Below are 17,367 nucleotides of genomic sequence, written 5' to 3' on the forward strand. Positions count from 1 at the left end.
CTCGGCCGCCTCGGTCAGGCTGAACCCCGCCGCGACGGCCTCCACGGCGAGCTCCCTGGTCTCCAACGGGTACATGCGGACTCCAATCCGGACACCGGAGTGTCCAACTTTTTGTCCGCACCCCCTCGGAGTACAAAAATATTCGAATTTTTGCGTTCCCCGCATTCTTGAGGATGCGCGATCACCCCCCCCCCGCGCAGAGCGCGAAGGGGGGGGGGATCCGTCTCCTACACGTAAAACAGCAGGTCGTTGTACGTGGGCACAGGCCAGTGATCGCGATCGACGAGAACCTCGAGCCCGTCAACGGCGGCACGCAGCTTGTCCATGATGGGAACGATCTCGTGCGCGTAGGTGTCAGCCTTCTTCTGCTCGTCGGAGATCTCAAGCGTCTCGTGGTGGCGCTTGCCCAAGGCGCGCAGGTGCGCGTCGATCTCGCGAACGCCCTCGGTCAGACGGCGCAGCAGCTCTTCCTGCTGGTCGACGGAGGCCGTCGGGCTCGCAGCGCGGATGGCGGTGATGTTGCGCGCCACCTCGGCGGCGTAGCTGTTGATGGCGGGCAAGTACGCGCGGCGCACCATGCGCTTCATCGTGCGGGCCTCGATGTTCATCAGCTTGTTGTACTTCTCCAGCTTCACCTCGTAGCGGCTGCGCACCTCCGTCTCGGTGAGCACGCCGAACGTCTCGAACAGCTCGATGCTCTCCGGCGCGACGAGGCACGGCAGCGCGTCGGCCGTGGTGCGGTGGTTCGCGAGCCCTCGGCGGGCGGCCTCCTCCTGCCATTCGTCGGCGTAGCCGTTGCCGTTGAAGATGATGCGCTGATGGCGCTTGAGCGTCTCGCGAATGTAGTCGATGGCCGCCGCCTCGAACTCCTCGCCAGCCTTCCCCTCCATCGCGTCGGCAAAATCCTTGAGGCTTTTCGCCATGGCCGTGTTGAGGATCATGTTGCAGTCGGACAGGTTCACCGCCGAGCCCGGCATGCGGAACTCGAACTTGTTGCCCGTGAACGCGAACGGCGAAGTGCGGTTGCGGTCGGTGTTGTCGATGAGGAAGTTCGGCAGCACGGCCACGCCCAAGTCCATGGCCACCTTCTCGGCGCTCGCGTACTCGTGCCCGTCGATGAGCGCGTCCACGATGGCGTCCAGCTCGTCTCCCAAGAAGATGGAGACGATGGCCGGCGGCGCCTCGTGCGCACCGAGACGATGATCGTTGCCGGCAGATGCGACGGACATGCGCAAAAGCTCCTGGTAGTCATCCACCGCCTGGATGACGCCGGTGAGAAACACGAGGAAGCGCAGGTTGTCCATGGGGCTTTCGCCGGGGTCGAACAGGTTCTTCTTGCCGGCAGACAACGACCAGTTGTTGTGCTTGCCGCTGCCGTTGATGCCATCGAACGGCTTCTCGTGCTGCAAGCACACGAGGCCGTGATGGCTGGCAAGAAGGCGCATCTTCTCCATCGTGAGCAGGTTCTCATCGATGGCGCGGTTCACGTTCGTGAAGATGGGCGCCAGCTCGTGCTGGGCGGGAGCCACCTCGTTGTGCTTCGTGCGCGCCGACACGCCGAGCGCCCACAGCTCGTCGTCGAGCTCCTTCATGAACTCGTTGACCGTGGGGCGGATCGCGCCGAAGTAGTGCTCCTCCAGCTCCTGGCCCTTACACGGCGCGTAGCCGAACAGCGTGCGGCCGCACATGACGAGGTCTTGGCGCTTGGCGTAGTCCTTCTCGGAGATGAGGAAATACTCCTGCTCGGCGCCGAGCGTGGGCACGATGTGCTGCCGCTCCCAGCCGAACAGCGCAAGCACGCGGTTTGCCTGCTCCTCCACGGCGTGCATCGAGCGCAGAAGCGGCGTCTTCTTGTCAAGCGCCTCGCCGGTGTAGCTGCAGAACGCGGTGGGGATGCACAGCACCTCGTCTTTGATGAACGCGTAGCTGGTGGGATCCCACGCGGTGTAGCCGCGCGCCTCGAACGTGGCGCGCAGACCGCCGGAAGGGAAGCTCGAGGCGTCGGGCTCGCCTTGGATGAGCTCCTTGCCAGAAAAGCTCATGATGGCGCGACCGTCGTCGGTGGGGTCGAGGAAGCTGTCGTGCTTCTCGGACGTGATGCCGGTGAGCGGCTGGAACCAGTGGGTGAAGTGGGTGGCACCCTTCTCGATGGCCCATTCCTTCATGGCGTGCGCGACGACGTTGGCCACCTCGATCTCAAGCGGCTGGCCCTCCTTGATGGTCTTGAGCAGGCTTTTGTACGTCGCCGAGGGCAAACGCTCCTGCATCGTATGCTCGTTGAACACCATCGAGCCGTAGATCTCCGAAACCATCGCCATGGATGCGCGCTCCTTACCTCGTCTTCGCGCGCCGCTTTGGCCGCGCGACTGCATCATCCGCATACGATAGCACGGCTTGCGGGCGAAACGGGGCGTCATCACGCGGTCATCAAACGAACGGCGAAATGTTTCGAGGGGTCTTCGCCGGATGCGGGCGATGCGAGGTCACAGCACGCGCTCGTAGAGGGCGGCGGGGAGAGTCGGATCAATGCCCGGATAGAAGCGGGGGCACTCGCCTACGCACACGAAGCCGCAGGATTCGTAGAGCCGGCGTCCGCGCAAGTTGGCGGCGAACGTGTCCAGGCGCACGGCCTTCTTGCCCGACGCGCGCGCCACGTCCGCGCTGGCGTTCACCAGCTGACGCGCGAATCCGCGTCCGTGAAACGCGGGCAGCGTGGCCACCACGTGCAGCACGGCCACGTCCTGCGGCGGCGCCTCCACCTGCCACGCGCCTTGTTCGTAGCCGGGATCCGTTTCGCCGTTCATAACGAGTGCGCACGCGAGACGCGACGCACCCACCGCCGCAGGCGCGTCGGGATCATCTGCGCCCAGCACGCCCACAAGCACCTCGCCCGCCTCCACCGACGCCCGCAGGAAGCCCTCGGAAGGATGCTCGCCGTGCCTCCACCTCACGTCGAAGTCCGTGCCGCGCATCTCGTCGATCATCCTTGTGTAGAACTCCACGACCGCGCCGATCTCGTCGGCCCGCGCCGTCCGCACCTCCAACATGCCCGCCCCTTCCCGCGTCTGCTACGTTTGCATCGTGCTCGCATTGTACCCGATCACACGTCGCACGGCCTCCGGCGAACGCAATCGAAGCTCGACCTTGGGCGAGAACGAAGAGAAGGCCGAGGGTTCGGAGCGGAATCGGGTGCGCGAATGCACGAGCGGGCCCTGAGCGCAAAAGCTTTCCAAGAAAGGACTCGCACGACGCCCCGCCCCATCCCCCGGCATCCCGCCGTCCCCGCCTTTTCGAAAACTGCGCTTCGACATCGGCTTGATGAAAGGGTTGCTTTCCGAAGAGCCGCTTTCCAACCCCAAATCCCCGAGCGCACGAAAAAGTGCCCGCCTCCAACGAGGCGGACACTTCCGGAATCCGTCGTGTCTGCACCGCGCCCGCATTGTACCCGACCGCGTGCCGCAACGCTTGTGGCCGAACGCTCTCCGCACCCGACCACGTCTCCAGTCCCGTCAGACTTCTACCCCTCCTGACATCCAACGCCAACAGGCCCCGCATCGCCCTCTACATCATGAACACCTTGTACGCGTTGGCGCAGTCCTCCGAGCTTTTCCTGATAGAGGCTTCTCCCCGCAGATACGTCAAAGACATTTTCGTAAAACGCCACTGCCCGTCGATTTTCACGTACGCGTTATCGTAATGAGCGCGGCCGACAAACTCGCCGCCATGCCCCGCGTCGTACAGATCGTCTTGAAGGGCCCAATGCGAAACAGCCGTCCCATCGCCAATCAGATCGATCCAGTGATGATGACCGTGATGGCTCGACGTGACGCCATCGGAGAATTTGGCCTGCATCGTCGCGATCATTCCCTCGCGTCCCTCGTAACGCCCTCCCGTCGTGTTATTGACGAACACGAAATCTTCGACAAGGCAAGCCCGCAAGCCCTCCCAATCCTTCGCATCGAGAGCGTCCCAGTACTCGGCCTGAAGCCGCTCTATAGCCCTGATGTCCTCCAAATCGCCGACTCGCCGCTCAAGATCCTCCAACGTTGTCATGCCATCCCCTTTCCGACGTTGCCTTACGGAAGGCTGAACCCGCCCTCTTCGTAAATCGTCTCTCCTGTGATGAACGAAGCGTCCTCCGAAGCCAGGAACAAAGCAACGCTCACCATCTCGCGAACTTCGCCATAGCGCCCGAACGGCATCTTGGCCAAGAATGCAGCGCTTCGCTCGGGATCGTTGATCGTTCCGGCGGCAATGCGGGTTCGCGACGTTCCCGGCGCGACCGCATTCACATGGATGCCGTATTTCGCGAGTTCAAGCGCCATGATCTGCGTGAGCATTTTCACGCCGGCTTTTGACGGGCCGTACGGGGTCACGCCGGCAACGGTTTTGCGAGACGTGTTCGAGCACGTGTTCACGATGTGCCCTTCGACGCCAAGATCAACCATCGTCCGAGCAACGGCTTGTCCAACGTAGAACACGCCGTTCAGGTTCGTATCCATGACATCAAGCCAGCCTTCTTTGCTGCATTCGAGAAATCCCTGTCGATGGATGATGCCGGCATTGTTCATCAGAACGTCTATGCGCCCATACCGCTCGATGACGTCCCGAACGCCCTTTTGCACCTGATCGTAATCACGCACGTCGCAATGCAGGCAGCATACGCGGTCGTTGTGTGCGAACGCCTCCTCCATCGTGTCGTCTTCGATATCGAAGACGGCAACCTGGGCGCCCTCTTTCACAAGCTGATCCACCATGCCCCGGCCCAAGCCGTTGGCGCCCCCGGTGACCAATGCGATCTTGTCCACGAACCGTTGCTTTTCCATTGTCACGCTCCTTGTCATCGTCATCGCGTCGAACCCTCAAAGGCTTTGACCGCCATCTTCGAAGATAGTCTCCCCCAGCATGAAGGACGACTGCTCCGAAGCCAGAAACAACGCTACGTCCACAGCCTCCCTCACCTCGCCATAGCGGTGCATGGGAATATCCCTGAGAAATTGCTCGTTCATCTCCGGATTCGACCGAGTAGGCTCGCTCATGCGAGTAAGCGTCGTTCCCGGCCCGAAAGCATTGACCCGTATGCCGTATTCGGCAAGCTCCTTGGCAAACTGCTTGGTGAATACGGCAATGGCCGCCTTGGTAGCGGGATACGCTCCCAAATACTTCGGAATGAAGCGAAACGTGTTCGAGGACGTGTTGACGATGACGCCCTTCGTGTTCGCCTTCACCATGCGCTGGGCGACGGCCTGCGCCACATAAAACGACCCGTTGAGATTCGTGGACACCACGCTGTCCCACGCCTCTTTAGGACAGGTGAGCATGCCGTACCTCTCGCCATCTTTCATGCTGATGCCGGCGTTGTTCATGAGGATGTCAATACGCCCGAACAGTTCGATCACCTCATCGACCATGCGATGGACGGCGTTGTAGTCCGTGATGTCGCACGGTATCGTACGGACGCGACGCTCATCGGCAAAAACGTCTTTGAGTGTGCGGCATTCGATATCAACTGCGGCAACGCCCTCGACCCCTTCGGACAAGAAACGCTCGACCATGCAGCGTCCGATCCCATTCGCCGCCCCAGTCACCAGCACGACCTTGTTGTCAAATCGAGCCATGATACACCCCTTCCCCATCGCAGGCCGACCCAACCGGCCTCCTCCTCGACATGCCGCTATTTCTCGTCGGCAGTCGCCAAATGCAGATAGGTGGTAGCCCCGCCGTCGGCTGCGATGAACTCTCCGTTAATGAAGCTCGAATCATCGGAGGCGAGAAAAACAACGACAGACGCTATTTCCTCAGGCAGTGCATAACGCTTCATAGAGGACGCCTCCACCAATCCTTTGCGGTTCTGACCGCGAGGAAGCGTCATACCCGAAAGCACCAAACCGGGATTGACAGCGTTGACTCGAATGCCGTACGTCCCCAGATCAGTGGCGGCAGCACGCGTCATTCCCATAACAGCCGCCTTGGCCATCGCGTAACCGATGAAGCTCCCCGGCCCGAAATGCGTGCCTTGGTACGAGCAGGTGTTCACGATAGCGCCTCCACCGCTCTCTATGATGGCGGGCGCGCAGTAGTGCATGCCGTTGTACACTCCCCAGCAGTCCACATCCATGATGCGATTGAGCGATTCGCGCGTCTCGGTGAGGACGGTGCCGTTCTGGCACATGCCAGCATTGTTCACCAGCACATCGAGCCGACCGCTCTCGTTCAGCACTTTTTCGACAAGCTTCTGCCACATCCCTTCATCGGCGACATCCATGAGAACCGCCACGGCCTCCCCGCCGTCGGCTCCGATAGCAGACTCGACGCGCTTCAACCCTTCTTCTTCGATGTCGACCATGTACACTTTCGCACCCTGCTGGGCAATCATCTTCGCTTCCATCTCGCCCTGACCGCCCGCCGCGCCCGTAACAACAGCCACCTGGCCCTCGAACTTCCCTTGCCCTTCGGCAACGCGTGGCCACCGTTTGGCTTGAGCCTCAGCATAGACTCGCTCTTCGAATTCCTTTTGGCCAGGCCCGGAGACAACAGCCTCGTCGAAAAACTCTGATCGCTTCGATTTCATCGCAATCCCGCCTTTCCTCAATCGCGGCTGCGCTGCGCCGAGTTTCGCAACGCAGCCGCCAATCTGCCTATTTCGCCAACTCCACAGAAACAGCCTCGACGAAATACGTCGTCACCGTGCCGATAAACTCGGCTGCGTGAACGCTCGCCCGCAACTTGAAGCCCACCGTGCTGTAGCATTCGTTAAAAGCGTCCATGTCCTCGAACCAAAACTCCACCATGCCTTCGACGGGCAGATCGGCATAATGAACGGGTTTTTCTGCCACCAAACGATCGACAACGAGGTTTTGATTGTATCCGCAATATCCGCTCATCAGCTTCACGAGCACAGAATGGGTGTACCACCATTCGTCATGGAACGTCATAGCGTCGACGCCCTCTTTGCGATCACAGAAGGAAACCCGCTTGATAGCCTTCCCGTCAAGATAAGCCGGAACGAGCGTATCCTTCTTCTTCACGACCACCAATGTGGAAAGAGGGGTTTCGACAATCGGCTCCAAAGCGGCCAGCACCGCATCGCCAGACTGGCGATACGCCTCCTGCATGTCGCCGTAGCTGTCAAAAAACATCTCGATGAACCCATCGATATCGATGGCTCCACGGCCCAAATGGGAACGCTGCTGACGATCGGTGACAAAATTGATCTCGCATTTTCTGAGCCCGGGCATGGAAGCAACAACCTCGCGCACATTGCCCATCATCGCTTCACGAAACGCCTCTTCGGAAACTCCTTCGCGGCACTTCAGCAAACTGATCCTGGAAATCATATCGAACTCCTTCCGTAGAATGGAAACCCATTCCCTCCAACAGCGATCCCGGCAGCAATCCCAACGACAGTCGCGCACCTTGGCGCTCAAAACACGCGACTTCTTCGGACCTGCTCTCTCAACCAGGTCTCGCAGCCTTACGCGCCCACTTCCTCTTTGGCTCTCATCTTCTTGAAGAACATCCACGCAAGCGCCAAAAGCACGAGGCCGACAACGCACAGCATTCCGAGGATCGGGAACGCCGAGCTGTAACTGCCTGTGGTGGCCAAAGCGTTAGCCGAGATCACAGGACCGATGAACGACGCCATCGTGTAGCCGATGAACATAAAGCCATAATTCTGACCCGCATTGCCAGGACCATAGGCATCCGCGCATACGGACGGCATGATGGCCATGATGCCGCCGAAGCAAATGCCCAAAAGGCACGCCTCCACGATGAAGACCAGGGGGCTGGTGGCGTTGGCGAACAAGAACAGGTGGATGACCGCCGTCACGGCCACAGCGACGAACATGGTCTGGAAGCGTCCGAGCCTATCGGAGATGGCACCGAGGCCCAAACGGCCCGCACCGTTGGCAACAGCGAAGATTCCCACCATAAGAGCGCCCATGGCCGCATCCATGCCCGCCTGAACCTGGCCCACCAAAGACACGGTGGACAGCATCATCACGCCCGTGCATGCAACAGTTCCGAAGAAGAGCAGCAAAGTCCAGAAGAACGGGGTTTTCAGCATTTCGCCAGAGGTGTAGTTTTTCACATGCTTGGCGTCGCTTTCGGTAGGAGGAACCCACCCTTCGGGCCTGTAATCAGCCGCAGGCATCTTCAAGAAGCGCGACAAGACGATGAAGCCCACGATGCAGAACACACCCACAATATTGAAAGCGATGCTGACATTAAAGTTCTCGATGATCATGTTGCCCGCCGGAGCCGAGAACAGCGGATAAATAGCCATGATGGCCAGGGCGACCCCATTGGCAAATCCGCGCTTGTCGGGATACCACCTGGTGGCGATAGCAAGAGCGAGGTTGTAGCAAATGCCGTCGCACACGCCCACCAGAAGACCGAACGAAACATACAAAACCGGGATGGTGCTGGCGAAGCCCGTCAGAAACCAGCCGAGGCCAAAGCCGATGCCAGCAATGGTCATGATGATATGAGCCGGCGCTTTGCGCTGCAGCCATCCACCGATGGGACCGCTCAGGCCAATCATGGCGATGACGATAGTGTAGGCGAACGACACCGACTGAGGAGAGAATCCGTAAGCCTCCATCAAAGGCTTCTGAAAGATACTCCAAATGTTCAGCGATGCCGTCAGCGCACCGCACAAGGCCGCGCAGATCAGTATGACCCCACGGCGATACGTTTTAACTGACATACGTTCTCCTCCTTGCATGCCTTCGAAATTGCATTCCGAAATGAAAAGCGGTTAATCTCGCGTGAAATCCCAATTCCGTTCGACATCCACCTCCTTCAATGCGAATCAAGTTCGATCCTCTTCATGCATTCCGCGTTCCACCGAGTCGCGCGCCAACACGATGGAACGCGAGATGATGCCTTATAGCAGACAACCCACACGCCGACCGTCGGCAAACGCATGCTTGAAAAACGCGTTCTCGCCGCCGAGCGTCGACCCGATCTCGTACACTTCGGGAACGATCGTCGAAACCATCTCGAAGAACGCCGCATCGCGTCGCTCGGGCAGCATGACCATCATGGAATCGCATTCCACCAGCTCTTCGCCGCCCTCGGCAAACCTCAGCAACGCCCCCCGCTTGCCGAATTCGGCTACCGTGGCGTTGCGCACAACACGGACGCCTTGACGGTCGAACCACGGTGCGATGCGTTCCTTGTACTTGATCGGAATCAATCCACCCACGTCTCCGTCTTCGGCAACCAACACGATGTCCTTGCCGCGCTTGCGCATGAACTCGGCGCATTGGGCACCTTCGGCCCCGGCCCCCCATATCACGATCTTCTTGCCCACGGGGAAGAACTTCTCGCTCATAGAGGCAAGCCTGTCCGGGCCGAACATCTTGAGCGGCACCTGCGCAAGCTTCGACATCAAGGGGATGGCAAGCACGTTCTTGCGGTTGATGCCGGGGATGTCGGGAATGTAATAGGGTGACGAATTGGCCAAAACCACCGCATCAGGAGCCTCTCGACGAATGAGGCGCTCGTCCACTTCGGTCTTGAGTTTCACGTTAACAGCCGATTTTTCAACCATGGCAGTCAGGCGGTCGTAAATGTGCATGACCTCCTCGCATCCACCGCTCTTGATCATGGCCGCCAACTTGGTGCGACCGCCCAAAGCCCCTGACTTCTCGTACAACGTCACCTCGTGCCCCCGCTCGGCAAGCGTGCATGCGCATTCCATGCCAGCAGGGCCGCCACCCACCACCATGACGCGCTTCTTCTTCTCAGCCGGTCGAGCGGCAAGCTGGCGTTCTTGGCCCAACGTGGGGTTCACACGGCAGATGCGAGGCTGCGTCACCGGATCCTCGCAGCTTGCACAGCGCGTGCAGCGCATGATCTCATCGGTGCGGCCCTCTTGCACCTTTCGAGCAAACCAGGGATCGGCCCACAGCGTGCGTCCAAGCGCAATGACGTCGGCATCACCGGCTTTGAGCACGCGCTCGGCCAAATCCTCGTCCATGCGACCCGCCGTGATGACCGGCACGTCCACGGCGTCCTTGATCTGCCGTGCCACAGCCGTCCACAGCCCCACGCCGCGATACTCGTCCATATACGGCTCCATGAACGGGTCGGGCTCGGGATAAGCGAAGTAGTCGGGACAGTAGCGAAACGGCGTGGGACCGTACCCGTACCCCGCGACGCTGATGTACTGCGCGCCAGCTTCCACGAAAGCCCGCGCGTTCTCGGCGGCCTGCTCGGCGGTGATTCCCTGCTTCGTAGGATGGAACTCGCGTCCGTTCAAACGGCAGCCAATCACGAAATCAGGGCCGCACGCCTCACGAATGCCTTCGATGATCTCGCGCACGATGCGCGTGCGGTTCTCAACGTTTTGGCATCCGTATTCGTCGTCGCGTTTGTTCCACAATGGGCTGACGAAGCTGTCGAGGAAGTACCCGTGCGCAACATGCACCTCGACTGCGTCGAATCCACCCTTCTGCAAGCGCACGGCAGCTTCGATTTGCAGACGCTGCTTTTCGTGGATCTCGTCGATGGTCAAGCCGCGCGGTGCTTGGCACCATGGTTTGGGGACCGGCATCTCGTCTTCGGAAAGCGTCGACGAGGAGATCGGCGCCGGCCCGTTCGGATTCGGGCCGGCCGACGGGCCAATGTGGTGCAGCTGCCCAATGGTGAGGCACCCATGCTTGTGGACGGCTTCGTTGAGCTCGATCATGCCGGGAATGAACCTGTCATCGTAGGCACCTAGGTAGATACCGCCCGCAGGCTCCCACAATATTGCCGCGACATTGATGGCCGCAACGCCTCCTTCCGCCATGTTTTCGTACATGGCGATGGCGTCGCTGCCGTCTGCGGTGCAGTCCTCATTCCAGCGCCACGATGACTGCGGTGCCTTGATCATCCTGTTCTTCAGCACGAAGTTAGGCGCTATCTCTATCGGAGACAAAAGCTTCTCGTAGCTTTTCACGCAACTCCCCCTTGTCTCCCGATTACAGCCTGAGCGCAGCAGCACGACCCTGGCCCACCGCATCGACCATGAGCGTGGAACCCGCCCCCTTGCATGCGCCGATGGGATACACTTCGGGAGCCAGGTCTTTCAGTTGATCGTACAAGCTCAAACCGGAGCCGGGAGATTTGAACACGAGGATGCTGTCCGCTTTGAGATAACGCTCTTCGCCGTCTTTGGCGTATGCGATACCGCGCTTGTCGATAGAGCGGTATTCCACACCGGTGACGATATCCACGTTGTTATCTTGCAGCCATTTGAGCGAGCGGCTCTTATAGCGCGGCGGCAGACCTTCGCCCACCGTGTCCAGATCCTCGAGTACGGTGACGTTCTTGCCACGCTTGCGAAGGAAGATGGCACCCTGCACGCCTTCGATTTGCGCGCCGAGCACAACGCAGTTCTTGCCGATGCCCGGCAGGGCGATCTGCGAGAGCTTGTTGATGGCATTTGCGCCGAAAAGCTTGAGCGGTTTTTCCGCAAGGCGGGTGAGCTGGGGAACCGTAGAAACTATGCCGAGATCGATGCCCGGAACATCAGGCGTGCCGTACACCCCTCCCGTGGCGACGATGATCGCATCGGGCTTCATGGCGCGCACGTAGTCGGGCGTCACCGTCGTCTTGGTCTTGATGACCAACCCTGGCGTCTTCTTCGCTTGGGACGTCAACCAGTCGATGAGCGCAGGAACGTTCTCGCATACGGTGCCCTTCACCATAGTCGCAAGATTGAGCTCAAGGGCCAAAACGGATTCCTTCTCGCAGAGCGTGACTTCGTGACCGCGTTCGGCAGCGACGCGAGCGGCCTCGAGCCCCGCCGCACCGGCACCCACTACCAGCACCTTCTTCTTTACTTCTGCAGCAGTGACGGCCATTTCGCGCTCGCGCAGAAACGCCGGATTCACGCGGCAGCGGCGGTGCGGCGTTTCGTTCATGCGAAGCTCGTCGCATGTCGCGCAATGGTTGCAGCGTCGGATGTCCTGCGCACGCCCTTCCGCGATCTTATTGGGCATATCGGGGTCGGCCCACAGCCCGCGTGCAAACATGGCCAGATCGACTTCGCCCTTCTCGAGTGCCGCTTCGGCCTTTTCCGGCGTCGCAAAGCCCACGCCAAACACCGGCGCAGAAACGGCTTGCTTGATGGCGGCCGCCGGCGGTATAGCCAGCCCCTCTCCATCCAGTCGACCGAGGTACTGCTTCATATCCTCGTCAGGCGAGGGGTACATCCAGTAGTCAAGCGCAAACTGCATGGGAACTGGACCATAACCATAGCCCGTCACGCTTATGTAGTCGGCTCCGGCGGCGTCATAGAATTTCGCAATCTCGACACCTTCGTCGACAGTGATGGCATCCGGATGACCCCACTCCTGACCATTCGTGCGCACGCCCACGATGAAGTCCTCGCCGCAGCGTTCCTTTACGCCGCGGATAATCTCGCACACCAATCGCGTGCGGTTTTCGATCGATTGGCAACCGTACTGGTCATTGCGATGGTTCCACACACGCGACACGAAGCTCAGCAGGAAGTAGCCGTTCGCCGCATGCACTTCGGCGCCGTCGAGGCCGGCCCTCTTCGCACGTTCGGCAGCGGCGAAGTAGCGCTCCTTGAACGCCGCGATCTCCTCGAGAGACAGCCCGCGTGTCGGATGGCAATACGGCTCAGGACTGGGGAGTTCCTCCGCACTCAGCGTCGACGAACACCACGCCCCGCCCTTCGTCTTGATGGCGGCACCGTTCTGGAAGATCTGGGCAATGAGCTCGCATCCGTTATCGTGCACGACATTGGCAAGCTGGGTCAGGCCCGGAATGAACTTGTCGTCGTACAGGCCGCCGAGCGGGTAGGTTTCCACGGTGTACACGCCGCCGTCGGCATCGTCGATAAGGGTGGCGGGATCGTCGCAGATCATGCCACCCAGGATGATGGCAGACGCACCGCCCTTGGAGATGGCGTCGTACAGGCCGATGATGCGATCGTTGCAGAACTGGCCCGGATCCCACGACATCGCGGACGACGGCGCCTTGACCATGCGGTTACGCCAAGTGTGGGTGCCGATAGTTATCGGCTCAAGCAACTTCTCATACGCTCTCATAGCTTCGTTCCCTCTTCTCGTTCAATAGGTTCATCGTGTTTGGCGCGCGACAGGCGCGGCTTTCTAGACGGAAGGCACGGCCACGGGATAGGTCTCGGTCAGGTAGGTGTCGATGGTTCCGACGAATTCCGCGGCGTGCGCAGACGCGCGGGCGAATTCGGGCGATGCGCAGAACTCGTCGAGCGCCTCCCGCGTTTCAAACCACAGCTCAGCCATGCCCTCAACCGGCAGTTCGTCGTACGATACGGACACGCCGCCGTCGATGCGGTCGATGAAGAGGTCCTGGTTGTAGCCCACGCAGCCGGGAACGGTCTGCACCAGGCGATCGTGAATGTTCCACCACTCCTTGGCGAAGCGCTCGGAGCTCACTCCTTCGGCGCGACCAAGGAACGACACACGCTGGACGAGCTTCTTGCCGCGCAGGTACTCGGGGATCTTGATGACGCTGCGCTTGGCCAGCACGAGGATCGGGCAGTGGGGGTTGGCGAACAGCGGAACATCGTTCGCCCCCTCGCCATGCAGCGATTCCACACCCTCGAGCATGTCGCCGTAGCTGTCGAATTGCAACTCCGAGTACCCGTCGATGCGCACTGGGCCCTGAGCACGGGAAGTCTCCGCACCGACCACGACATGCTGGTCATACTGGCGCAGGTTCGTCATGGCACTGGCGATGGGACCGTGAACGTTCAGCCAATAGTCCTGGAACTCCTCGACGCTCATATCCTCTCGCTTTTGCATCAAACCGCATCTGCTGATCACGAAGACATCCTTTCCGGATTGGACGCACGAAAGATCCCGCACGTCAAGAAACCCTCTCCCATCTGCATTGACATTGCCCCTTCGCAACCGTCGCACGCACTCGCCTCAAAATGCGAGGGACGCGCGAACCTTGCATAACCGTATGCTATGGCCATCGGGAGAAGGCCTCAATAACGCACTTTAAAGTCACAAGGGCACCGAAAAGTAAGTGGCAACCCCATGCCAGACCCCCTATGCCGCGTTGAACGAAAGCTTCTCCCTGCCGAAAAGCGAAGGACGCTATGCCAACCCGACCGATCTCAGCAAGGTGAGCACGAGCACCAACACAACCGAAGCGACCAGCACATACAAGCCGTTCCATCGCAAACTGACCTCGATAGGCGACCGCCCGACCAAATTGGAGACAGCGACGACATTCGCAGAAGCCGGACAGAGCGCGTTCCCCATCGCCCAGCTAATCGACAAGACAAGCGCCGCATAGGTGGGCGTGATGCCGCATCCGGAAGCGCTCATAGCCCCTCCCGCCACGGCAACGATCGCGACAGGATGAATGCCAACAGCCGAGGTTGCCAAAACAAGACCGATCACCGCCACAGTGAGCAGCAACACGCTTTGCCCTGCCACCTGCGCAAGCGCCCCCATCAGAACGTCGCCCACATGAGAAGAGCTCATGCCCTGCGCGAAAAACCCTGCTCCAACGAAGAGCGCTATCTGGTTCCCTGCCGAAGGAAGCTTCCTTTTGAAGTAATCCCCTCTGAACTCCTTTTCATACACCGGCAACCGTCCGATGCACGTCATCCACACGACAGGAAGGAAAAGCGACGCCGCGGCAACCGCAACGATAACGGAAAGCCCCATCATCTGGGAAAGTCCAACTATGGAGGCGATGAGGACCAGGAAAAACACGCATAATTCGATGATTTTCGGCAAGGCAGGCTCATCCGAACAACACTTGCTCGCTCCCATCGCGCAAGGAGAAGCCTTCCTTTTCTCCCCTGCGCAAGCCATGAAGGCACCGACAGCGCCGGCGACAAGCGCACATGCGAAAGCAGAGGGGAAGAGATCCACCCAGTCGACGCCTGTCAATTGAACCACCAGCGCAATTGTCGCGGATGTTGGAGCCCAAATCATACAGGTAACAAATCCCCTGCTCAAAGCTGTGCTTACAAGTTTCTTGTTTTCACAGTGACAGCTTGTCCGAGATACCTCGTGGGAAAGGGGGACAGCCGCGATGCTCAGCAGCACACCCAGAAGGGCGGTCATAACGCTCACCAGCGCATAGTAACGCGCGCCGGTACCCGCATGGCGACCGAACGCCTCACGCAGCGAATCGCCGTACCCTCCGCAGCGAATCGGAATTCCCAAAAGCGGCACCGTGATGAACATGACAACAAGCTGAGAGTTTTCTTGCAGCGCTTGCCCCCATGCGGAAAGCGGCGCATGCGAGCAGATGAGCAAAACGATGCCCGAAAACAGCAGCAACGTGCCGATTGCCCTCGCCGATCCCTTCGAAGAAACGAAGCTCAAGGCAACCACAGCCACCATCAAACCCGAGTTCAGGGAGTCGAGCAACGGAGATTTCAGAAACACGTTCGCGATAAAACTTATACCGAAACAAAAGGTGACTGCGCTTCTCGTAACAAGAAGGAGGTCCTTCGCACTGGCCACATCGCACCCCTCCCAAATGACAAAGCACCTCAAAGAGCGGAAGAAATGCAGGGGAAAGGGGCGCTTTCCCCTGCATTCGAAAAACTAGGACGCACCAGCAGCCCCGATCACCTTTCCTTGGAATAAAATCCTTTCAGAAGAAAGATGCTGGTCAAAAACGTAATAAGAATGGCTCCGAGAATCAGATACGTAATGGACAACTGATCTCCTGTCGCCGCTATGAGCGCAGTCGCCGCAAGAGGGGCCAAACCGCCAAAGATGGCCGCTGCGAGATTGTAGGAAAAGCCTACGCCGCTATTGCGAAGCTTGGTGGGGAACACTTCGGCAGAGACAACCGCGATGGCCACCGCAAGGATCGTCTGGAAAACGATGAGAATCCCCAGCAGCGCGATCATGACAGCGGCGTTCGTCTGCTGCACCAGCACCGAGAAAACGGGGTAAGACAAAAGAAGAAATCCGAGACAGCCAACGATCAGGCACTTCCTTCTTCCGATCCTATCGATGAGCATACCCATAACGGGGCACAAGAGTAGATAGATCGCGATGACCGAGGTGTTGACCACAAACGCGCTTGATAACGAGGTGTCCATGAACTCCGAAATGTAGGTGGGCATATAAGTTATCAGAAGGTAATACGTCGCACTGGAGCCGACAAGCAAACCCACGACCGTGACGATGGGCTTCTTATAACGAAGAAACAGATCCTTGACAGGCGCATGAGGCTCGTCTGCCTTGCTCTCCCGCTCTTTCATCTTGAGAAATTCCGGAGAGTCGGGAACGTTCTTGCGCATGTGAACGCCATAGACGGCGATCAGTATTCCACAGGCAAACGGCACGCGCCATCCCCAATCATACAATGCCGCCTCGGGCAAGATCGTCGTAACGAGCAAACCCGCCGCAGAGCCGAGAAGAAGGCCGCACCCCACGCTGAACGGCTGCCAACTCACAAGGAAGGCCCTGTTGTTCGGCGTTCCGTACTCCGCGATGAACGTGAGCGACGACCCGAATTCCCCGCCCGTCGCCAAACCCTGCAAAAGGCGCAACACGGTCAAAAGAATTGGCGCGACAATTCCCACCTGGGAATACGTAGGCAGAAGACCCATACAAAAAGTGCACACTCCCATGCAGAGGATCGTGAGCGTCAGAGCTTTTATCCTCCCATGCTTGTCAGCGTACATGCCGATAAGAATGCCGCCGATAGGACGAACGAGAAAACCCGTTCCAAACACGAGAAAGCTCAGCAGAAGTCCGACGATCGGGTCATCGGAAACAAAGAAATCCCTGGAAATAATCGTTGCGAAATACCCGTACAACCCATAGTCGAACCATTCCAACATATTCCCAAGGCTTCCCGAAAACACCGCCCTGGCTAGCGAGGTCTTTTTCTTTGCGGACGCCGTAGATGCCTCCATGTTTCATCCTCTCCTGAATTATCCCGAAACGATCACGCAATTCACGCCGAGTCACAAACTCCCAGCGAACAGTTCACCCCCTCGCTTTTCGTCGATCCTCCCCGCCGGTACGCTCATACCGCTCGAAACATCCTTCACCTGTGCTTCGGGCTGAAAATATGCGCGACCGCACATGCGGCCCGCCCTGCGCTTCCAAGCTTCGAACGCCATCCAATGCGAACCCCCAAAACCCGTGCTCGCAAGCTTTTCCTTACCCGCATGATGCGGGTATTCAAGATCGACTTCAATAACGCACTTTAAAGTCAGAAACGTACGAAAAGGTAAGCAGGTTTGCCTTTTTGATCTGCGATTTCATCCGAACCCATCATCGCACCAAAGCCAGAGCGCACCCACCTTCCCGGCAAACCAAAGGCACGCGCATATGCGCGTGCCAAACAAAAAAACCCTCTATCGAA

General features: G+C 59.2%; 13 protein-coding genes. All 13 read right to left on the reverse strand.

Features of this window, described 5'->3' with window-relative positions; translation table 11 throughout:
- Window positions 1-227: 227 nt before the first annotated feature.
- Window positions 228-2,318, reverse strand: coding sequence for a glutamine synthetase III family protein (locus tag C2L80_RS04325; protein ID WP_103262742.1), 2,091 nt, complete (start codon window positions 2,316-2,318; stop codon window positions 228-230).
- A 165-nt stretch (window positions 2,319-2,483) separates the two neighbouring features.
- Window positions 2,484-3,047, reverse strand: a complete 564-nt coding sequence (locus tag C2L80_RS04330; RefSeq protein WP_103262743.1) for a GNAT family N-acetyltransferase — start codon at window positions 3,045-3,047, stop codon at window positions 2,484-2,486.
- A gap of 514 nt (window positions 3,048-3,561) precedes the next feature.
- Complete coding sequence (locus tag C2L80_RS04335; protein ID WP_092198600.1) at window positions 3,562-4,053, reverse strand: nuclear transport factor 2 family protein; 492 nt, start codon at window positions 4,051-4,053, stop codon at window positions 3,562-3,564.
- A 23-nt stretch (window positions 4,054-4,076) separates the two neighbouring features.
- Window positions 4,077-4,826 carry an SDR family NAD(P)-dependent oxidoreductase gene (locus tag C2L80_RS04340; protein ID WP_103262744.1) on the reverse strand — a complete coding sequence of 250 codons (750 nt, stop codon included), beginning with the start codon at window positions 4,824-4,826 and terminating at the stop codon, window positions 4,077-4,079.
- 36 nt (window positions 4,827-4,862) lie between these two features.
- Window positions 4,863-5,618, reverse strand: a complete 756-nt coding sequence (locus tag C2L80_RS04345) for an SDR family NAD(P)-dependent oxidoreductase (protein WP_103262745.1) — start codon at window positions 5,616-5,618, stop codon at window positions 4,863-4,865.
- Between the two features lie 56 nt (window positions 5,619-5,674).
- On the reverse strand, window positions 5,675-6,427 hold the full coding sequence (locus tag C2L80_RS04350; protein ID WP_239938699.1) for an SDR family NAD(P)-dependent oxidoreductase: 753 nt from the start codon (window positions 6,425-6,427) through the stop codon (window positions 5,675-5,677).
- Window positions 6,428-6,638: 211 nt separating this feature from the next.
- Entirely contained in the window at window positions 6,639-7,337 is a 699-nt protein-coding gene (locus C2L80_RS04355; protein WP_092198609.1) for an EthD domain-containing protein, read from the reverse strand.
- Between the two features lie 137 nt (window positions 7,338-7,474).
- Complete coding sequence (locus C2L80_RS04360; protein ID WP_087195498.1) at window positions 7,475-8,710, reverse strand: L-lactate MFS transporter; 1,236 nt, start codon at window positions 8,708-8,710, stop codon at window positions 7,475-7,477.
- 180 nt (window positions 8,711-8,890) lie between these two features.
- The gene (locus C2L80_RS04365; RefSeq protein ID WP_092198613.1) at window positions 8,891-10,951 is read right to left on the reverse strand and encodes an oxidoreductase; all 2,061 of its coding nucleotides are present in this window, start codon (window positions 10,949-10,951) and stop codon (window positions 8,891-8,893) included.
- Window positions 10,952-10,973: 22 nt separating this feature from the next.
- Window positions 10,974-13,073 carry an oxidoreductase gene (locus C2L80_RS04370; RefSeq protein ID WP_103262746.1) on the reverse strand — a complete coding sequence of 700 codons (2,100 nt, stop codon included), beginning with the start codon at window positions 13,071-13,073 and terminating at the stop codon, window positions 10,974-10,976.
- Between the two features lie 63 nt (window positions 13,074-13,136).
- Window positions 13,137-13,832 carry an EthD domain-containing protein gene (locus C2L80_RS04375; protein WP_103262747.1) on the reverse strand — a complete coding sequence of 232 codons (696 nt, stop codon included), beginning with the start codon at window positions 13,830-13,832 and terminating at the stop codon, window positions 13,137-13,139.
- Between the two features lie 279 nt (window positions 13,833-14,111).
- On the reverse strand, window positions 14,112-15,500 hold the full coding sequence (locus tag C2L80_RS04380) for a TRAP transporter large permease subunit (RefSeq protein WP_087195502.1): 1,389 nt from the start codon (window positions 15,498-15,500) through the stop codon (window positions 14,112-14,114).
- A 107-nt stretch (window positions 15,501-15,607) separates the two neighbouring features.
- Window positions 15,608-16,912, reverse strand: coding sequence for an MFS transporter (locus C2L80_RS04385; protein ID WP_087195503.1), 1,305 nt, complete (start codon window positions 16,910-16,912; stop codon window positions 15,608-15,610).
- Window positions 16,913-17,367 lie beyond the last annotated feature (455 nt).

It is taken from the genome of Rubneribacter badeniensis (assembly GCF_002899695.1).
GTDB classification, from domain to species: domain Bacteria; phylum Actinomycetota; class Coriobacteriia; order Coriobacteriales; family Eggerthellaceae; genus Rubneribacter; species Rubneribacter badeniensis.